Consider the following 18,279-nt stretch of genomic DNA (forward strand, 5'->3'; position numbering starts at 1 on the left):
TTACTGGATATGAATTAACAGTATATTAAGCTACAGGCAATGCCCGCTCTTCTTTTGGATTCATCAACGCCTTACGCACCCACCGGCCATGCTCTTCCGCCCATTTCCTTACATTAAGCCGCTCTTTATTGCAAGGGCCATCTCCACCAATTACTTTAAAAAACTCATTCCAGTCAGGGTCTGTATATTCCCAACGACCGGTAGCTGCATTCTTTTTTAGATTAGGATCAGGCAGGGTAAGGCCCAATTCCCATAATTTAGGTACATAGGCGTCCAGAAACTGATTCCGCATATCATCATTGCTGGCCATTTTTACTTTCCACTGCATCAGTTTTTCACTATGCTGGGAGGACTTGTCCGGCGGGCCAAAGAAATGCATAATGGGCTGCCACCACCTGTTCAATGCATCCTGTAACATCTCCCTTTGTGCTGGAGTACCGGTAGCTAAGGTGATTAAAGCATCATGCCCTTGTTTCAGATGAAAGCTCTCCTCATAGCAAATCCTTTCCAATGCCCGGCAATATGGCCCATATGATCCTTTTGCATTGGCTACCTGGTTTACTATAGCCGCTGCATCTATCAAAAAGCCTATTACGGTTACATCTGCCCAGCTTTCTGCCGGATAATTAAATACATTGGAATATTTAGACTTGCCGCTCAGCAGATCATTGATCATGGCTTCTCTGGATTTGCCCAGGGTTTCAGCTGCATTATACAGCAATTGCCCATGACCGATTTCGTCCTGAACTTTGGCTATAAGTGCCAGTTTACGCTTAAAACCCGGTGCCCGGGTTATCCAGGTGCCTTCTGGTAATGCGCCTATAATTTCGGAATGGGCATGCTGTTCAATAAGCCGTATCAGCTGTCGCCGGTATTCTGTCGGCATCCAGTCGCCAGGCTCTATTTTCTCGCCTCTGGCAATACGTTCTTCAAATACAGCCAGCTTTTCAGGATCATCGTGCTGCTGCTCTTCCCGCAACTGTTTACCGTTGGGTTCATCAAATATATATCCGCCGCCGTACATAGCGTGATTGTTTTGGTCAATCTGTAAATTAATGAATTTTGGCCGTATCAGCCAGAAAATGATTCCCTCCCCGGAACCATTTTTATCGGTACCTTTAAAAGTAGTCTTAACCGCATTACAGGCATGTTTCTAACACCGGCAGGAATACTGATTTCTTTGCTCTTGCTTTCCTGGCAGCTTCCCTGCATAGCTAATACGCTGGCGGTAGGACAGCCCGTAATTAAGCTCGTATTTGAATATGCCAGACAACAGGAAGACCCTTCCGCTGATACATTATTCTATGCCAATGAAAGAAAATTACGCCTGGAAGATTTTATGGGTACTCCCTCCTTTAGAGGACCCAGTGCTGCAGTAGCTTATACCAGCTTTGCCTATGACGGCTCCAGCCTCATAAAAAAGGATACTTTATTCATTTTCCTGAGACTACAGGTGTTTTTTGTAAAAAGCGCTTCCTGGGTAAGAACAGATGCAAGAGACGACTATACGCTGGCGCATGAACAACTCCATTTTGATATTACCCTGCTGGTTGCAGAACGCTTTAAACAAAAACTACGGCAAACCGCACTCAACAGAGACGATTATGATAGTATTATCCAATACCAGTATTTGCAGTCCTTCCGGGAAATGAACCGCCTGCAATATGCTTTTGACCAGGAAACCAATCACGGCCTGGATAAAGCGGCACAGCTGCAATGGCAGGATAAGGTCAGGGCAGCTTTGAAGAATCATGGTACATTTCCCGAAGAACTAGGTTATGACGACTATTTTCAGGCATTTTAAAACAACTCTTTCTCCCTTTTTACGTTCTAATAAACGGAGATAACCAAAATTTAAATCAGGTACATATGCTACTAAAACAAATAGGCAGATGGACAGCCTGGTCACTGACCATCGCACTGGCACTTAATGCCTGCAAAAAACGGGATACTGCCAACCCTTCCGGCAATGCTGCTGAATTGTCAAAGGATACTATGTACTATACCTTCAAAGACGAATACCTTTGGACTGATGCCGTTCCTGATTACATGACCTTTAACCCCAGACGTTTTAACAACCTTCAGGATTTGTTTAACGCACTGGTATCTTATAAATCGCTTGACCGGTACAGCTTTCTTGATAATGGCGCTGTTGCTGGCCAGTTACAAGGAGGTATCTCCGGCGACTTCGGTTTTGATATCGGCTATAATACCCCCGATGAATTAAGGGTAATATATTGCTATGATGGCTCTCAGGCTTACCAGCAGGGTATCCGTCGTACCTGGCAGATTACTGCCATCAATGGAGACCCCGCCATCAGCTACGACGAAGGTGCCCATGGGGATGGCAGCGGAAAAAACCTCACCAGGGTATCCAAGGCAATGTATTCGAGTAACAGTACTTCCTTTACCTTCAAAAAGCCTGATGGCAGCACCCAAAACATCACCGTTTCCCGGAGCAACTATAATATCAATCCGGTACTGTTCAGTAAAGTGTACAATTTCAGTGGCCATAAGATAGGCTACTTCGTTTTTAACCAGTTTGTGGATACCAGTAAAATAGCCCCCCAGATCAATAATGCATTCAACAGTTTTACATCCGCAGGTATTACCGACCTGATAGTAGATCTTCGCTACAACCGCGGCGGGGTAGTTGTTACGCAGGAATATCTGGCCAATCTTATTGCCCCGCTGTCCGTAGGTACCAACAAGCAGACAGTGATGTACAAGGAAACCTTTAACAATAACCTCACTAATGGCCTCTTCAGTCCGTATGTACGCAATAGACCCCTTCCTCCTCCGGATCAACGGTTTACCTGGGCGGATGTTTTTAATGACCTCACCAGCGATGCTACCCGCTATTTCGCCAAAGCGGGTAGTCTTAACCTCCAGAATGTAGTGTTTATTGGTACCCGCTCTACCGCTTCTGCCAGTGAATTGCTTTATAACAGCCTGAAACCACATATCAACGCCAAGTGGGTGGGAGATACTACCTATGGCAAACCAGTGGGATTTTTAGGCATCCCGGTAGGGCAATATGATATGTACGCGATCAGCTTCCAAAGCAAAAACTCTCTCGGGGAAGGTGATTACTTTGATGGCTTTCCTCCTGATGTAAAAGATTATGAAGACATGTCTATTGATTGGGGAAATACAAGTGAGAAATACCTGCGCAATGCACTGATACTATTAGGAGTACCTTCCGGAGCACTGGGCCGCACCTCACTGAATGCAGCACTGGAACAACGCCGGTCCATGCGTAGCAATGCTTTACCGGGTAACGGCTTTAACGGAATGTTGGAAACCAGAAGAAGATTGCGGTAACGCTTTTCTTATTTATTGCCTTCCATCACTTTCAGGGACCGGAATTTGCCTGCCATCATGGCCTTATCAGCAGCAGATATGACCATCCTGATAGTAGTGGTTGCCTGGTAGAAGAACGCCGGATGAATACGGCTGAATTCATCCGACACTTTATGATAATCAGGATGATCTTCTACTCCAAAATAAAGGAAGGGAATATGCAGCTTAAAAAATTCAAAATGATCGCTCTGGCTGGTCCAGTCATTAGCGCCATCTTCTTTTTTATCATGGCCTGTAACAAGTTTTATTTTGCTTTGCGGGGCTACTGCTGTAATCACTTCTTTAAGCTCCGGAAACTGATGCGTACCGCAAACATATAATTCCTGGTTATCATTACGACTCACCATATCCATGTTAATGTTAAGCTTCATTTGCGCTACCGGAACAGGGGGGTGCTGCAAAAATGCCTTAGCTCCTTCCAGCCCCATTTCTTCTGCGTCCAGTGCCGCAAAGATCAGGGTATGTTGTGGGGGATGCTGATGAAAATATTGCGCAATGGCCAGCATTGCACTTACGCCTGATGCATTATCATCGGCGCCATTGTAAATACTATCTGTTGCCGGGGCCGGTGGTTTGCCTACTCCCAGATGATCATAGTGTGCAGTGATAACAATAGCCTGGTCAGATTTGCCCTGAATATAACCATACAGGTTAGTCCCCATAATACGCTTACCCCCCGCTTCAAAATAAAATGGGTATTCATAGGTACCATTATAAGGCACTACCCCCACTTTTTTAAAAGCATCGCGGATATAGAACTGTGCCATTCGGTTACCCCGGGTACCGGTTTTGCGGCCTTCAAACTTATTATCAGACAATGTGCGTATTGTTTCCATCAACAGGGAAGAGTCAATGGCAGATTGCGCCAATACAGGCACACTCAATAGCAGGAAAGCACTGTAACATAATATTTTCATAGCACTGTAACCTGTTTAGGATGTTATAGTGCAATTTACAGGATTTTTAAAGGAGTTGACCTTCCGTAGCCGTAACTTACTTAAACAGGATATAGGCAATAAAACTGCAGATATAAGCCAATGCAGTCATATACACAAATTGTACAGCAGGTAGCTTCCACGACTTTGTTTCACGTTTTACAATGGCCAGGGTACTCATACACTGCATGGCAAAAGCATAGAATAACATGAGGGATAATCCCGTAGCCAGGTCATACACCGGCCGGCCATCAGGCCAGGTGGCTGCCGACATTTTCTGGCGCAGCGTGGCATCATTATCTTCCGGTGTTTCTCCTACACTGTACAAAGTAGCCATTGTACCCACAAATACTTCACGGGCGGCGAAAGAAGTGATCAGTGCAATACCTATTTTCCAGTCAAACCCTAAAGGGCGGATGGCGGGTTCAATGGCATGACCTAAAATACCTGCATATGAATTGGCCAGCTTTTCTGATTGGAACGCTTTATTTAACTCTTCTGACTGATCAGGATGCTCCACAATCAGTTTTTCATATTTCTCATGTACAGGGTCCATTTTACTGCTGGGTCCATAGGACGCCAGAAACCAGAGTATCACAGAAATGACCATAATCACCTTCCCGGCATCAGTAATAAATATCTTCGCTTTTTCTACCATGGTGGTACCTACGTTTTTCCAGCGTGGTGCACGGTATACGGGTAATTCCATAATAAAATAGCTCTTTTCCTTCATTTTCACCAGCATCTTCATAATGGCTGCAATGAAGATAGCCATGAAGAAACCCAACAGGTACAACCCCATCATCACCAGTCCTTGTAAACTCAATATTCCCAACACCCTGTTATCCGGAATAACCAGGGCTATCATCACCGTATAAATAGGTAAACGGGCAGAACAGCTCATTAATGGGGTAACCATAATAGTAATTAACCGTTCTTTCCTATTTTCTATAGTACGCGTTGCCATAATTGCAGGGACCGCACAGGCTACGCCACTAATCAACGGCATCACCGATTTACCATTCAGTCCCACCTGGCGCATCAACCGGTCTGTTAAAAAACTGATCCGCGACATATACCCGGTATCTTCCAGTACAGTAATCAATCCAAACAAAATCATGATCTGGGGCACAAACACAGCGATCCCGCCTAAACCGGCTATAATACCATTGATAAACAGATCGCTGATTTTATTATCCGGCAGCACCTGGGATAACCACCCGCTTAATGCGCCAAAACCACCTTCAATCCAATCCATCGGATAGGAGGCCAGCCAGAAGATACTCTGGAACAACAGAAACATAACCACCAGTAAAATGGCATACCCCCAGAACCGGTGCAATAACAGGTCGTCAATCTTTTCCGACCGCAATTGTTTTTGCAGGGGATCCGTTTCTACTACAGAAGCCTTCATGATATGCTTTATACGGGCATATCGTTGCATGATCTCTTCTGCCTGTACCTTGGTTTTATTGAAATGGTGTTCCTGCAAAGCTTGTTTGATACCCTGCTTCTGTCCATCATTTAAAAAAGGCAGTTCTTCGCTATTCACGGCCACATGCAGGGCTGCATAATCACTTCTGGAAGGAAAATAGGTTTTAATCTCTCTGATGGCATCCGGAGCCAGTACATTGCTGTCTATGAAATCACGGGCAGGAGCATGTTTTTCCTTTACTACCAGCTCTATGTTCTTTTTCAGTTCTGCCATGCCCTTATTCCGACGGGGATTAATTGCCACTACCGGCACTCCCAGTTCTCTTTCCAGTCCGGCAAGATCAATTTCTACCCCTTTCTTACGCGCCAGATCCATCATTGTAAGTGCAATAATGACCGGCACCTTCAAATCTATAATCTGTGAGCAAAAGAGGAGATTCCGCTTCAGATTTGAAGCGTCGGCAATGATTAATATAATATCCGGCTTATCGGCATTGGCAGGATTGATGAGCACTTCATAGGTTACATACTCATCTGCACTTTTGGGATACAGGCTGTAAGTGCCCGGCAAATCGATCACGTTCGCTTTTAGTGACGGGGAAATATGGGCAATACCGGTCTTTTTGTCAACCGTAACCCCCGGAAAATTACTCACCTTCTGATTTAAGCCCGTTAAAGCATTAAAAAGTGAACTTTTGCCACTATTCGGATTTCCTACCAGCGCAATATTAATTGGTGCCTGCATTCCTTTCTAAGCCTCCTGAAATGTTAAAAACTCAAGTAATAAATATGCAAATCTATGAATTAATCAGGTGGGGGAATGATCGGATCGGGAAAATGTTGCGGGCGGTAATCCAATAAAAAAGCCATAGTGGATACCATGGCTCTTCAGATAATCTATTATTATTGAACTTATTGTGATGTAGCGCTAATTGCTTCAGGATTTGATCATGTTATACATGCTGTAGAAAATACCTGCGATCGGTAATACCAGGGCCGCATCTTTTCCAATGATTGCACCAGTGGTCTTTCCACTGTCCGGTGCAGGGGTATTATGCTGCTGCTCCTCGCTCTGTTGCTCACGCCCTTTATACCGGTAGCCATCTTGAGAAGCCCCATTGTCATCCTGCTGATCCCGCCGGCTTCTTTTCTCAATACGGATATCATTTAATCCGTCTATCGTCATTTTTAATTCTACCGGCCCTCTGTGATCCCAGTCATCTCCCCAGAAATCATCATCCCAATTATTACGGATAAAATGATAATGGTCCTTAACCGCTTCATCTACGGCAATCGTTTTACCTACGGGTACTTTGATGACGATAGTTACTTTCTGATTACGGAACTTGGAATCGCGGGGAATAGATATCCCGGCAGGCAGATAAAGTATGGAATCCTGCTGGTTCATTTGAAACTGAATGGCACGCGTGTATTTTTTAGCTTGTGCTACCGTACGGCCTCTGGCTCCTTTCAGCAACTCTACTTCAAAACTGTCTGTATTGCTTTTTTCAAGTTTCACCCGCACATTGTCAATAATGACAGTATCTTCTGCTACCCGTAATCCTCCTTCAAAGAAATCCATTTCATCTACATCTACCATATTATCCGCTTTCTTCACCACCAGTTTGCCATTAGTGGGCTGTGTGATGGCAAACGCAGTCTTTTCCCGGAAGCTGGTACGGAAATCCTTTACCACTGAACTGATCAGGATTATACCGGAAATCAGCCCTATGAACCACAAGAATGTAAGCGTATATCCAACATAACGGCTGGTTTGTTTTACACCTGTCAACTTGCGTACAAAGAAGATCACGAGTGCCACTACCGGAATTCCCAGTACCAGTACAAGGGCTGGCCAGAAAAGGGCTTCCTGTAAACCAGTAGACAACATTACACTTTTAAGCGGAAACAGGGCCGCGGAAGAAGCTGCGATAGCAATACCAGCCACGATCAGGCTAAATAATATTACTACAGCCAGGAAGTAAAAGAATCCTTTGGTAAGAAATACTAATATCTTACCCAGCGCATTGATCAAACCATGAAAAAAGCGCTCGATATCATTACCAACCTGCCTTCCGCGGCCCTGAGAAAAATTTCTTACGTCCTCCCCCACTTTGTTAAAGTGAGTTTTCATATGATTGAGCTCATCCTGTATAGAAGCCTTGATATTATTGAGATCCACTCTTTCTCCGCGCATTTCCAGCTTTTCAGCAACCGTATTGGCTTCCGGAGTTGCTACCCAAAGGATAAAATATACCAGAATTCCCGTACCAAAACCGCCAATAGCCAACAAGGCAAAAACAATCCGGAAGATCACCGGGTCTATATTGAAATAAGCCCCCAAACCACTACACACACCACCTAATACCTTATTATCGCCATCACGGTACAACCTTTTACGTGGCTGTAAAAGAGGTTCCGCACTGCCTGGCTCACTGCCGGCCTGTGATTTTGCCTGAGGCTCATCATCAAACTGCTCTGGTGTTCCCATGGAAGCTTTTATTGCTACCACATCTTCATCAGTAATACAATGAGCACCCTTTTTCAGCTTATCCTGAAAAACTTCTGCAATACGGCTTTCTATGTCACTGACGATCTCGTCCCCTCCTTCTTCTTTCGCAAAATAGCGTTTAAGGCTATCCAGATACTGCCTTAATATCTCATACGCACTATCCTCGATAGGTATAAGCCGGCTAGCCAGGTTTATGTTAATAATCTTTTTCATCTTCAAGTGTGTTTTTTAGGTTAGCGGATCTTTATTGGATGGTGTTAATTTGTGTTAGCTGGTGAACGGCATTGGCCAACTCATTCCAGGTACTTTCCAGTTCCCGGTAAAAAATCTCGCCTTTATCGGTCATGGAAAAATATTTACGTGGAGGCCCTGAACTACTCTCTACCCAACGGTAAGTAAGTAGCTCCGCATTTTTCAGACGTGTTAATAAAGGGTATAAGGTCCCTTCCAGGATGTCCAGCTTCGCCTCTTTCATTTTCTCTATAATGTCCGAAGGATAAGCTTCCCCTTGCTTAATGACAGAAAGAATGCAAAACTCAAGCACCCCCTTCCGCATTTGTGACTGTGTGTTATCTATGTTCATGGCAAGTGAGCTTTAAATAATATAACTATTAATGGTGGTTGCCGGGTCTTGATCCAACCCTACTTTTCCATCTTCACAATACAAAGATAGAAAAAATACAGTACTTTGCAATACATAATACCATACAAAGCAAAATAACTTGCGTTAAACATTACCGGTAAAAACAGATAGATCCAATACGGTGGCTGGTCTGCTAATATTTTAAGCCCCTCCCGGCTTTCCTTTTAATTTGATGAACGGTAAAATGACGGGATAAACCCTAAAATGACCCATAAGTATTGTTAACCAAGGCCTTTAACATTTTTTTAAAGGTAGTATGTGAAAAATATCGGCTTCATGTCCTATTTTTGTGTCAGTTCAATTACGCAATGAAGAAACTAATCGGCATATTTCTGCTTGGACTCATGATGATCCAACTGCTTCCAATAAAGGAGGTAGGGAAACTGCTGTTTAATAATCAGATCGTAGAAGAACATCCGGTTGATGCCGGTGATTTCAGTAAATCTGTTAAAGAATTAAAATTCTGTAAACAGATGAATGATGCGCTGAAGTTTGATCCTCAGTTATTCCTGAGTATTTTACAATATAACCTCTTTGCGGAAATCCCCAGCAGCCCTGCTGTGGAAATACATACACCGCCTCCCAACCCCTGCGAAGGATAATTCTGTTCTTTCCGCTGCATGACGCAGATGGATATCTTATTACTATTTTATTTTACTATTTAGTTACTGCATATTTTCAGTATATGAAAAAGTTTATCGGCATATTCCTGTTGGGCCTTATGATGACCCAGCTGCTTCCAATAAAGGAGGTAGGAAAACTGCTGTTTAATAACCAGATAGTAGAAGAACACCCTGTTGAAGGCTCCTATGACCACGCCAAAAAGCTGTTCAAGGAAATTAAGTTCTTCAAACCGCTCAATGTAACACATGGATTAGATCCTCAGTTGTTATTAGGGGCATTACTCTATGATGGTTTTGCGGATATTCCCAATGGTCCCGCAAAGGAAATACATACCCCGCCTCCTAACCGGGTTCTGGCGTAACTTTTTCCTCCTGCTGATCTGCAGGCGGATTCCTTATCATTTATTATCAATTTAATTAATTACCCGTAGATACCTGTCTGTATACGTGTGTTCGTGTGATACGTGTGATACGTGTATCTATACGGGAAAAGATGCTGATCCCTTTGCGGAAAAGCAACAAACATTTGCAATTATGAACAAGCAATCCTCTCTTTTCTCAAATATAAAAGGCGACCTGTCGGCGGGCCTGGTCGTATTCTTAATCGCAGTTCCATTATGTCTGGGTATAGCCTTGGCTTCCGGAGCTCCCCTCTTTTCCGGTATGATTGCCGGTATTATCGGTGGTATCGTTGTAGGTTTTTTTAGTGGCTCGCAATTAAGCGTGAGCGGACCTGCTGCCGGTCTTACAGCGGTAGTGCTTACTGCTATCACCAAACTGGGAGCTTTTGATATCTTCCTGCTAGCCGTGGTAATAGGTGGTGCTATGCAGCTGGTATTCGGGCTGGTAAAAGCTGGTACTATTGCCAATTATTTCCCGTCTAATGTGATTACCGGTATGCTTACCGCTATTGGTATTATTATCATCTTAAAGCAAATTCCACATGCCTTTGGCTACGATGCCAATGCAGAAGGCGATTTTGCTTTCGTGCAAACAGATGGTGATAATACTTTTACGGCGCTGCTATCGGCCATCAATCACATCAACCTGGGTGCCACTATCATTACAATTCTTTCTATTCTCATCATTCTCTTCTGGGCTAAAATTCCGAAGCTGAATATGATCCCCGCACCACTCGTTGCGGTAATAGCAGGTGTGTTCCTGAACATGGCCTTTTCCGGAAATGAATTGCTGGCACTGGGTGCTAATCACCTGGTGAGCTTACCTGTACCGGATAGCTTTAACGACTTTGTAGGCCAGTTTACCCTCCCCAACCTGGGCGCTATTGGTAATAAAGAAGTGTGGGTTACAGCAGCTACTATTGCAATCGTAGCTTCTGTTGAAACACTGTTGAACGTGGAAGCGACAGACAAGCTGGATCCGCTGAAACGCTATACTTCTCCTAACCGCGAACTGAAAGCGCAAGGGATTGGTAATATGGTGAGTGGTTTAATCGGTGGTTTACCAATTACCTCTGTTATTGTTCGCTCCAGTGCCAATATCAACTCCGGTGGGCGTACTAAAGTAGCTACCATTACACATGGTATTTTACTGTTGGTATGTGCGGCACTGATTCCTGTATTGCTGAATAAAATTCCATTGGCTACCCTGGCAGCAGTGCTGCTGGTAACCGGCTATAAATTATGTAAGATTTCCATTTTCAAAGACATGTTTAAAAATGGTAAATACCAATGGGTACCCTTCCTGGTTACCGTTGTTGCGATAGTATTTACCGACTTGCTGGTGGGTATCGCACTGGGTATGGTGGTGAGCGTAATTGCCATCCTGAGGGGAAATATGAAAAGCACTTATTTCTTCCGGAAAGAGAAATACCATACTGGTGATAGTATCCGCCTGGAACTTGCTCAGGAAGTATCTTTCCTGAATAAAGCCAGCATTTTGCTCACCCTGGATCATATGCCGGAAAATACCACCGTAGTAATCGATGCCAGTAAAACTTCCTACATAGATTATGATGTACTGGAAGTAATCCGTGAGTTTAAAGACATTAAAGCAGCACAAAAGAACATTGCAGTAATCCTCACCGGGTTTAAGGATGTATATAATATCCCCAATACCGGCGATGTGTCAGTGTCTCAGCAGTCTGCCTTTACCATGGGACAGGTACATACTATTTCCACAGGTACACACAAACAATTACTAAAAGAATTACAGCTGAATTAATACGGCAGCATAGCCAATTATTCATTTCACTAAAAATATTACATCATGAAAACGCACGATAAAATATCACAGAATAACATTACCCCGGAGATCGCATTAAAATTTTTAAAAGAGGGTAATGCCCGGTTTGTAGACAACCTGCGGATTAACCGTAACCTGCTGCAACAGGTAAATGACACTTCTGATGGTCAATGGCCCTTTGCTGCTATTGTAAGCTGTATGGATTCACGCACCTCAGCAGAACTGATCTTTGATCAGGGCCTGGGAGATATTTTCAGCATCCGCCTGGCGGGTGCTGTTATTACCGACAATGTACTGGGTAGCCTGGAGTATGCCTGTAAAGTGGCCAACTCTAAGTTTATCGTAGTACTCGGTCATACGAAATGCGGTGCCATCAAAGGCGCCTGCGATGCGGTTGAAATGGGCAATCTCACCGCGCTGCTGAATAAAATCACCCCATCAGTACATGGGGAAAAAACAGTAAAGGAAAACAGAACCTCCCACAACCCTGCATTCCTGGATGCTGTTACCCATATTCATACAGAACGTTCTGTACAGGCTATCATGGAACAAAGTAATATCCTGCGTGAAATGATCCAGAAAGGAGAAGTAGGCATTATCGGAGCAGTATATGATGTGGAAACCGGACTGGTCAACTTCCTGGACCACACTTTACTTACAGGCAATACTACTCCTCATTATGAAATGGTAGCGGTATAAAAAGAAACGGACTACCAGAGAGAGGTAGTGCTTTGCAGTCCCGCAGGCTGCGTTTTTGCAAATGTTATGGTAAGAGACCTTTTCCCAATCCGGGAGAGGGTCTTTACCTACATTTTTATCAGCCGTTCCACTGCCTGCTCCAACGTAGCTTTCTTTTTAGCAAAACAAAAGCGGATCACATGATCATCTTTCCCGTTTTGATAAAACGCAGATATAGGAATCCCTGCTACACCAAACTCCTGTGTCATCCGGGTAGCAAATTCCTTATCCCCTTCCTGGGAAATACGTTCATACTGCATCAGCTGAAAATAACTGCCCTGCCCCTTCAGCGGTGTAAAACGCGTTTGCGCCATCAGCTTTAAAAAATAATCCCTTTTTTCCTGGTAAAATGCGGGTAAAGACAAATAATGCTCCGGTTTTTTTAAAAATGCTGCCAGCCCATATTGCATCGGCGTGTTCACAGAGAAACACAGGTATTGATGTACTTTACGGTACTCCTGTGTTAAATGGGCAGGTGCTACGCAATACCCCATTTTCCAGCCGGTATTATGAAATACCTTCCCAAAGGAAAACGTAACAAAACTATTCCTGAACAATGCAGGATAACGCAATATGCTCTGGTGGGTTTCCCCATCATATATCAGGTGCTCATATACCTCGTCTGATAATACCAGCAGGTTAAATTCGGCGACCAGTTTTTCCAGTTCCTGCAAATCTGCTGCCCGCAAAATAGTGCCGGTAGGATTATGCGGAGTGTTCAGCATAATCATTTTGGTGTGGGAAGTAATCTTACTCCGCACCAGGGCCCAGTTAATATGATAATCCGGAAAAGAAAGCGGAATGAGTACAGGTGTACCTCCGTTTACCAGCACATTTGGAATATAGCTGTCATACGCAGGCTCAAAAATAATAACCTCATCTCCCGGCTGTATGCAAGTGGCAATAGCGGTAAAGATCGCATATGTACCTCCCGGAGTGATGGTAATTTCAGTATCCGGATCCACATGCTGCCCGTAAAGCTTCCCTATCTTTTCAGAGATGGCTTCTCTGAGTGGCATAATACCTGGCATAGGCGCATATTGATTATGCCCCTGCTGCATGGCGTCGTTCACCAGTGCTTTCAGCTCATCGCTGCAATCAAAATCGGGAAATCCCTGTGATAGGTTAATCGCCTTGTGCGCTGTTGCCAGGGCGGACATGACTGTAAATATGGTAGTGCCTGTATTGGGTAGTTTGGACATATAACTTATTATCCTGTTACAGGTATTTCTCCCCTTTATTGCGTTTCACTTCCGCTACATATTCCTTGATCTGTTGTTCATTCTCCTTTTTACAGATCAGGAGTACATCCTGTGTATCGATCACAATAAATTCATCCAGCCCCTGCAATAGTACCAGCTTATCATTCGGCACTTTTACCATACACTTGGTGGCATCTACAATCATCACATTCTTTCCCTGCACGGCATTACCCAGGTAATCCTTTTCCAGGTTTTCATAGGCAGAAGCCCAGGTGCCCAGGTCGCTCCACCCAAAATTGGAAGGAATAACGTACACATTATCCGCTTTTTCCATAATACCATAGTCGATGGAAATATTTGTGCACTGGGAGTAGATGGTTTCGATTGCCTCTTTTTCGCCGGGGGTATTCAAAGCGGGATATCCCTGTTCAAAAACCTCATCAATTTCAGGCAGGTATTGCTTAATAGCTGCCACAATTGTTTTTACATTCCACACAAAAATGCCGGCATTCCATAAAAAGTCTCCGCTTTTCAGGAAGGTGCGGGCCAGTTCCAGGTTAGGCTTTTCTGTAAAGGTTTTCACCTTATATACATTATCAGCCGCCTGCTGTGTTTCAAACTGTATATAACCATACCCCGTGTCTGGCCGGGTAGGTTTTATTCCCAGGGTTACCAGGGCGCTATGCTTCTGTACAAACAGCAGTGCATTCAAACAAGCGCTGGTAAAGGCAGGACCATCCATAATCAAATGATCTGCCGGCGCACAGATAATGTTCGCCTTAGGGTCTTGTTTCTGTATTTTAAAGGAAATATAAGCGATACAGGGTGCCGTATTTTTACGGGAAGGCTCGCATACTATATTATCCAGGGGTAGTTCCGGCAGCTGCTCTTCCACTTTGGAGCCATAATGCTGATGCGTAACTACAAATATGTTTTCTTTAGGAATAAACTGTGCAAACCGCTCGTAAGTCCATTGCAACAGCGTTTTCCCTGTATTCAAAATATCCAGGAACTGCTTAGGATAGTCTGTGCGGCTAGCTGGCCAGAAACGGCTTCCAATACCGCCGGCCATAATGGCCACGTAAAAATGCCTGTTCATTTGTGTCATCGCTCAAATAATTCCCTCTCTGATTAAATCATGTAAATGAATGATGCCAAGATAGTGCTTATCCTCCAAAACCACTAACTGAGTTATATCATATTGGCGCATTTTCTCCAGCGCATTGATGGCTAACTCATCCTGCTGAATCGTTTTCGGATGACGCGACATAATATCTTTTGCTACTACAGTAGCTGTAGCAATGTTCTTTTCCAGCATTCTGCGCAGATCCCCATCTGTAATAACCCCTTCCAGGGCCCCATCTTCTCCTACCACTGCGGTTACTCCCAGCATTTTGGAAGAAATCTCCACAATTACCTCCCGCAGAGAGCTTTCAGGCTGTACCCTGGGCACCGGATGCTGCCGGCTTAAATCACCCACTTTCAGATACAATCTTTTACCTAATGCGCCGCCAGGATGAAATTTGGCGAAGTCTCCGGCTGTAAACCCATGCCATTCTATCAAACACACCGCCAGGGCATCTCCCATGGCCAGCTGGGCGGTAGTGCTGGTAGTAGGTGCCAGGTTATTGGGACAAGCCTCCTGCGCTACGGTTGTATCCAACACATAATCTGCTTCCTGCGCCAGAAAAGAACCGGCATTCCCTACCATAGCTACCAGTTTGTTGCCAAAATTCTTAACCAGAGGTACCAATACCTTTATCTCTGCAGAAGTGCCGCTCTTAGAGATGCACAGCACCACATCTTCTTCCCGGATCATCCCCAGATCCCCATGTATAGCGTCCGCAGCATGCATAAACACCGCCGGAGTACCGGTAGAATTGAGGGTGGCTACTATTTTCTGCCCGATAATGGCGCTTTTGCCAATCCCGGTGATGACCACCCTGCCTGCACATTGTGCAATTAATTCCACAACTGCCTCAAAGTCACTGTTGATGTACTGCTGCAAATTATCTACTGCGGCGGCCTCCATCGCTATAGTGCGCTTCGCTACTTCTGATATTTGAATTGTTGTATTCTTCTTCATGAGCAGCCACAAATTTATTATTTTTTAATGAGCCCCGGCGATCGTGTAAATTATGTTGATAGCAAGCACTTTTTTAAGTAACTTCGTGTTCCCCTAAAAAACATATAAATGTTAATTGTCATCTGTTAGTTCTTTAGAGTTTATTTGTTTTAAATTTTGATGCAATGGCTGTTGTAAAGGTAAGTTTGTTGGATGCATTACACGAACACTTTGGATTTGATTCCTTTAAAGGAAATCAGGAAATCATAATAAAAAGCATCCTCGCGGGTAAAGATACTTTTGTTATAATGCCAACTGGTGGAGGTAAATCCCTCTGCTACCAGTTACCCGCGCTGATGAGCCCAGGTTGTGCGCTCATCGTTTCACCCCTTATTGCCTTAATGAAAAATCAGGTAGACCTGATCCGTTCCTACAGCAGTAAGGATAATGTAGCCCACTTTTTGAATTCTACCCTCACAAAGGCGCAAACTAAAAAAGTGCGTGCGGATCTGCTTGCCGGTAAAACCAAGCTACTCTACGTAGCTCCGGAAACACTGACCAAGCAGGAAAATCTGGACTTTTTCCGGGACCTGCAAATCTCATTCATCGCGGTGGATGAAGCACACTGTATTTCCGAATGGGGACATGATTTCCGGCCGGAATACCGCCGTTTAAAGGAAATGATAGAGCAGATCGCCGATAACCTGCCTATTATTGCCCTCACGGCTACTGCTACGCCCAAAGTACAGAGCGATATCGTCAAAAACCTGGGCCTCAGGAATGCGGAGATCTTTATTTCGTCTTTTAACCGCCCCAACCTGTATTATGAAATAAGGCCCAAGCGTAAAAAAGACCAGATCATCAAGGAAATCGTAAAGTTCATCCACCAGCATAAAGGGAAAAGCGGTATTATTTACACGCTGAACCGTAAAACCACCGAAGAACTGGCGGATATGCTGATGGCCAACAATATTAAAGCAGTGGCTTACCACGCCGGACTGGACCCCGCTACCCGCGCCCAACGCCAGGATATGTTCCTCCTGGAAGACGTGGAAGTAATTGTGGCTACCATCGCTTTCGGGATGGGTATTGACAAACCGGATGTACGCTTTGTTATCCATTACAACATCCCTAAAAGCCTGGAAAACTACTATCAGGAAACTGGCCGCGCAGGCCGGGATGGTCTGGAAGGCAACTGTATCTGCTTCTATTCCTATAAGGATGTACAAAAACTGGAACACCTCATGCGCGACAAACCACTCAGTGAACGCGAAATGGGGGCCCAGCTGATCAATGAAACCGTGGCGTATGCCGAAAGCTCCGTATGCCGCCGCAAAGTTATCCTGCACTACTTCGGGGAAAAATTCGAAACCGAAAACTGTGGACAATGCGATAACTGCCGCAATCCTAAAGAAAAAATAGAGGTTAAGAACCGGGTAGCGATCGTACTAAAAGGCATTAAAGCCCTGGAAGAACGGTTTGGTGCAGAATACCTGATCAACGTTATCACCGGGAAAACAAACCCTCAGATAGCTACCTTCCGGCACGACCAACTGGACATTTTTGGCCAGGGTAAAGAATTTGATGCCCATTTCTGGAACTCCCTGATCCGGCAAATGATGCTGGAAGGACTGATAGAAAAAGATATTGAAGAATATGGCTTGCTGAAAATCACTGATAAAGGTGCCAAATTCCTCAAAAAACCTTACGCTGTCTTTGTATCTCTCAACCACCAGTTTGAAAAAGACGGTGCTGCAGATGATGAAGAAGAAATAGCTGCTGAAGCACAGATTTCTGCCGACCCGGCATTGTTTGAAATGCTGATGGAACTACGCAAAAAGGTGGCCAAGGAAAAGAACCTCCCTCCATTTGTCATCTTCCTCGAAAACTCCATTGAGGATATGGCTACCCAATACCCTACTACGGTACAGGAACTGGAAAAAATACAGGGAGTGAGCAAAGGCAAAGCCATCCGCTATGGTAAACAATTCCTGGCGGTGATTGCCAAATACGTGGAAGAAAACGACATCGTAAAGCCAGACGACTTTGTCATGAAGAGTGTGGTGAATAAAAGCGGCCTGAAAGTCTTTATTATCCAGAACATCGATAAAAAAATGCCGCTGGAAACCATCGCTAAAAACAAAGAACTCACCATCCAAAAGCTGCTGGATGAAATGGAAACCATCGTGGCCAGTGGTACCAAATTAAATCTGGACTATTGTATTGATGAAGAACTGGATGATTATGCACAGGATGAAATTATAGAATACTTTAAGGGTTGTGAAACCTCCAGCCTGGCGCTTGCCAAGGAAGAACTGGCGGATGGCGACTATACCCTCGACCAGTTGAAATTGATGCGTATCAAGTTCCTGGTGGAGTATGGTAACTAAAAAACAGCTCACAGGGCTGATTAAAAAGCCTCCTTCCGGAGGAAAAGGTAACCCATAAGCATTACCTTTTACACTTTTTAATCAGCCCTTTTTAAGGACGTGTCTAAGCACTTATTGATCCTTCCTGGCTAAAGACGCCCAAACAGTATGACCTCAGAAAATGTATAAT

15 protein-coding genes are annotated in these 18,279 nt (G+C 44.3%); 7 read left to right on the top strand and 8 right to left on the bottom strand.

The genetic code is table 11. From position 1 onward, the window contains the following. Positions 1 to 25 precede the first annotated feature (25 nt). Complete coding sequence (paaA, locus tag ABR189_RS17405; protein ID WP_354661737.1) at positions 26 to 1,024, bottom strand: 1,2-phenylacetyl-CoA epoxidase subunit PaaA; 999 nt, start codon at positions 1,022 to 1,024, stop codon at positions 26 to 28. Between the two features lie 123 nt (positions 1,025 to 1,147). On the opposite strand from paaA, the gene ABR189_RS17410 reads away from it, so the two are divergent. Together ABR189_RS17410 and ABR189_RS17415 are read left to right on the top strand one after the other, a co-directional pair. Then, positions 1,148 to 1,804: a carbohydrate kinase family protein gene (locus ABR189_RS17410; protein ID WP_354661738.1), complete on the top strand. Its 657-nt coding sequence runs from the start codon at positions 1,148 to 1,150 to the stop codon at positions 1,802 to 1,804. Between the two features lie 65 nt (positions 1,805 to 1,869). Continuing rightward, the gene (locus tag ABR189_RS17415) at positions 1,870 to 3,324 is read left to right on the top strand and encodes a S41 family peptidase (RefSeq protein WP_354661739.1); all 1,455 of its coding nucleotides are present in this window, start codon (positions 1,870 to 1,872) and stop codon (positions 3,322 to 3,324) included. Positions 3,325 to 3,332: 8 nt separating this feature from the next. On the opposite strand, the gene ABR189_RS17420 is transcribed toward ABR189_RS17415, so the two are convergent. The 4 genes from ABR189_RS17420 to ABR189_RS17435 form a co-directional block, all read right to left on the bottom strand. After that, positions 3,333 to 4,280 (bottom strand): M28 family peptidase, encoded by a 948-nt coding sequence (locus ABR189_RS17420; RefSeq protein ID WP_354661740.1) that lies wholly within the window; start codon positions 4,278 to 4,280, stop codon positions 3,333 to 3,335. 76 nt (positions 4,281 to 4,356) lie between these two features. Then, positions 4,357 to 6,477 carry a ferrous iron transport protein B gene (gene feoB / locus ABR189_RS17425; protein WP_354661741.1) on the bottom strand — a complete coding sequence of 707 codons (2,121 nt, stop codon included), beginning with the start codon at positions 6,475 to 6,477 and terminating at the stop codon, positions 4,357 to 4,359. Between the two features lie 192 nt (positions 6,478 to 6,669). Further along, the gene (locus ABR189_RS17430) at positions 6,670 to 8,457 is read right to left on the bottom strand and encodes a PspC domain-containing protein (RefSeq protein ID WP_354661742.1); all 1,788 of its coding nucleotides are present in this window, start codon (positions 8,455 to 8,457) and stop codon (positions 6,670 to 6,672) included. Between the two features lie 31 nt (positions 8,458 to 8,488). Further along, entirely contained in the window at positions 8,489 to 8,827 is a 339-nt protein-coding gene (locus ABR189_RS17435; protein WP_354661743.1) for a PadR family transcriptional regulator, read from the bottom strand. 368 nt (positions 8,828 to 9,195) lie between these two features. Between ABR189_RS17435 and ABR189_RS17440 the strand changes: the two genes are divergently transcribed. The 4 genes from ABR189_RS17440 to ABR189_RS17455 all read left to right on the top strand — a co-directional run bounded on the left by ABR189_RS17440 (position 9,196) and on the right by ABR189_RS17455 (position 12,414). Then, positions 9,196 to 9,489: a hypothetical protein gene (locus tag ABR189_RS17440; RefSeq protein ID WP_354661744.1), complete on the top strand. Its 294-nt coding sequence runs from the start codon at positions 9,196 to 9,198 to the stop codon at positions 9,487 to 9,489. An 83-nt stretch (positions 9,490 to 9,572) separates the two neighbouring features. Continuing rightward, positions 9,573 to 9,872, top strand: a complete 300-nt coding sequence (locus tag ABR189_RS17445) for a hypothetical protein (RefSeq protein WP_354661745.1) — start codon at positions 9,573 to 9,575, stop codon at positions 9,870 to 9,872. 172 nt (positions 9,873 to 10,044) lie between these two features. Next, positions 10,045 to 11,694 carry a SulP family inorganic anion transporter gene (locus ABR189_RS17450; RefSeq protein WP_354661746.1) on the top strand — a complete coding sequence of 550 codons (1,650 nt, stop codon included), beginning with the start codon at positions 10,045 to 10,047 and terminating at the stop codon, positions 11,692 to 11,694. 45 nt (positions 11,695 to 11,739) lie between these two features. Beyond that, on the top strand, positions 11,740 to 12,414 hold the full coding sequence (locus ABR189_RS17455; protein ID WP_354661747.1) for a carbonic anhydrase family protein: 675 nt from the start codon (positions 11,740 to 11,742) through the stop codon (positions 12,412 to 12,414). A gap of 107 nt (positions 12,415 to 12,521) precedes the next feature. Here ABR189_RS17455 and ABR189_RS17460 read toward each other — a convergent pair whose 3' ends face one another. Genes ABR189_RS17460 through ABR189_RS17470 form a run of 3 tightly spaced genes read right to left on the bottom strand, consistent with a single transcriptional unit; the run spans position 12,522 to position 15,741 of the window. Further along, on the bottom strand, positions 12,522 to 13,655 hold the full coding sequence (locus tag ABR189_RS17460) for a methionine aminotransferase (RefSeq protein ID WP_354661748.1): 1,134 nt from the start codon (positions 13,653 to 13,655) through the stop codon (positions 12,522 to 12,524). A 16-nt stretch (positions 13,656 to 13,671) separates the two neighbouring features. Next, positions 13,672 to 14,763: a mannose-1-phosphate guanylyltransferase gene (locus tag ABR189_RS17465; protein WP_354661749.1), complete on the bottom strand. Its 1,092-nt coding sequence runs from the start codon at positions 14,761 to 14,763 to the stop codon at positions 13,672 to 13,674. A 3-nt stretch (positions 14,764 to 14,766) separates the two neighbouring features. Next, on the bottom strand, positions 14,767 to 15,741 hold the full coding sequence (locus tag ABR189_RS17470; protein WP_354661750.1) for a KpsF/GutQ family sugar-phosphate isomerase: 975 nt from the start codon (positions 15,739 to 15,741) through the stop codon (positions 14,767 to 14,769). A 164-nt stretch (positions 15,742 to 15,905) separates the two neighbouring features. Between ABR189_RS17470 and recQ the strand changes: the two genes are divergently transcribed. Then, entirely contained in the window at positions 15,906 to 18,110 is a 2,205-nt protein-coding gene (gene recQ, locus ABR189_RS17475) for a DNA helicase RecQ (RefSeq protein WP_354661751.1), read from the top strand. Positions 18,111 to 18,279: the final 169 nt, after the last annotated feature.

Origin of the sequence: Chitinophaga sp. H8 (assembly GCF_040567655.1) — a bacterium.
Lineage (GTDB): Bacteria > Bacteroidota > Bacteroidia > Chitinophagales > Chitinophagaceae > Chitinophaga > Chitinophaga defluvii.

Bases quoted from the DNA above. Each gene is read 5' to 3' on its own strand.
- paaA (WP_354661737.1), bottom strand. From the start codon at position 1,024: ATGTACGGCGGCGGATATATATTTGATGAACCCAACGGTAAACAGTTG.
- ABR189_RS17410 (WP_354661738.1), top strand. From the start codon at position 1,148: ATGTTTCTAACACCGGCAGGAATACTGATTTCTTTGCTCTTGCTTTCC.
- ABR189_RS17415 (WP_354661739.1), top strand. From the start codon at position 1,870: ATGCTACTAAAACAAATAGGCAGATGGACAGCCTGGTCACTGACCATC.
- ABR189_RS17420 (WP_354661740.1), bottom strand. From the start codon at position 4,280: ATGAAAATATTATGTTACAGTGCTTTCCTGCTATTGAGTGTGCCTGTA.
- feoB (WP_354661741.1), bottom strand. From the start codon at position 6,477: ATGCAGGCACCAATTAATATTGCGCTGGTAGGAAATCCGAATAGTGGC.
- ABR189_RS17430 (WP_354661742.1), bottom strand. From the start codon at position 8,457: ATGAAAAAGATTATTAACATAAACCTGGCTAGCCGGCTTATACCTATC.
- ABR189_RS17435 (WP_354661743.1), bottom strand. From the start codon at position 8,827: ATGAACATAGATAACACACAGTCACAAATGCGGAAGGGGGTGCTTGAG.
- ABR189_RS17440 (WP_354661744.1), top strand. From the start codon at position 9,196: ATGAAGAAACTAATCGGCATATTTCTGCTTGGACTCATGATGATCCAA.
- ABR189_RS17445 (WP_354661745.1), top strand. From the start codon at position 9,573: ATGAAAAAGTTTATCGGCATATTCCTGTTGGGCCTTATGATGACCCAG.
- ABR189_RS17450 (WP_354661746.1), top strand. From the start codon at position 10,045: ATGAACAAGCAATCCTCTCTTTTCTCAAATATAAAAGGCGACCTGTCG.
- ABR189_RS17455 (WP_354661747.1), top strand. From the start codon at position 11,740: ATGAAAACGCACGATAAAATATCACAGAATAACATTACCCCGGAGATC.
- ABR189_RS17460 (WP_354661748.1), bottom strand. From the start codon at position 13,655: ATGTCCAAACTACCCAATACAGGCACTACCATATTTACAGTCATGTCC.
- ABR189_RS17465 (WP_354661749.1), bottom strand. From the start codon at position 14,763: ATGACACAAATGAACAGGCATTTTTACGTGGCCATTATGGCCGGCGGT.
- ABR189_RS17470 (WP_354661750.1), bottom strand. From the start codon at position 15,741: ATGAAGAAGAATACAACAATTCAAATATCAGAAGTAGCGAAGCGCACT.
- recQ (WP_354661751.1), top strand. From the start codon at position 15,906: ATGGCTGTTGTAAAGGTAAGTTTGTTGGATGCATTACACGAACACTTT.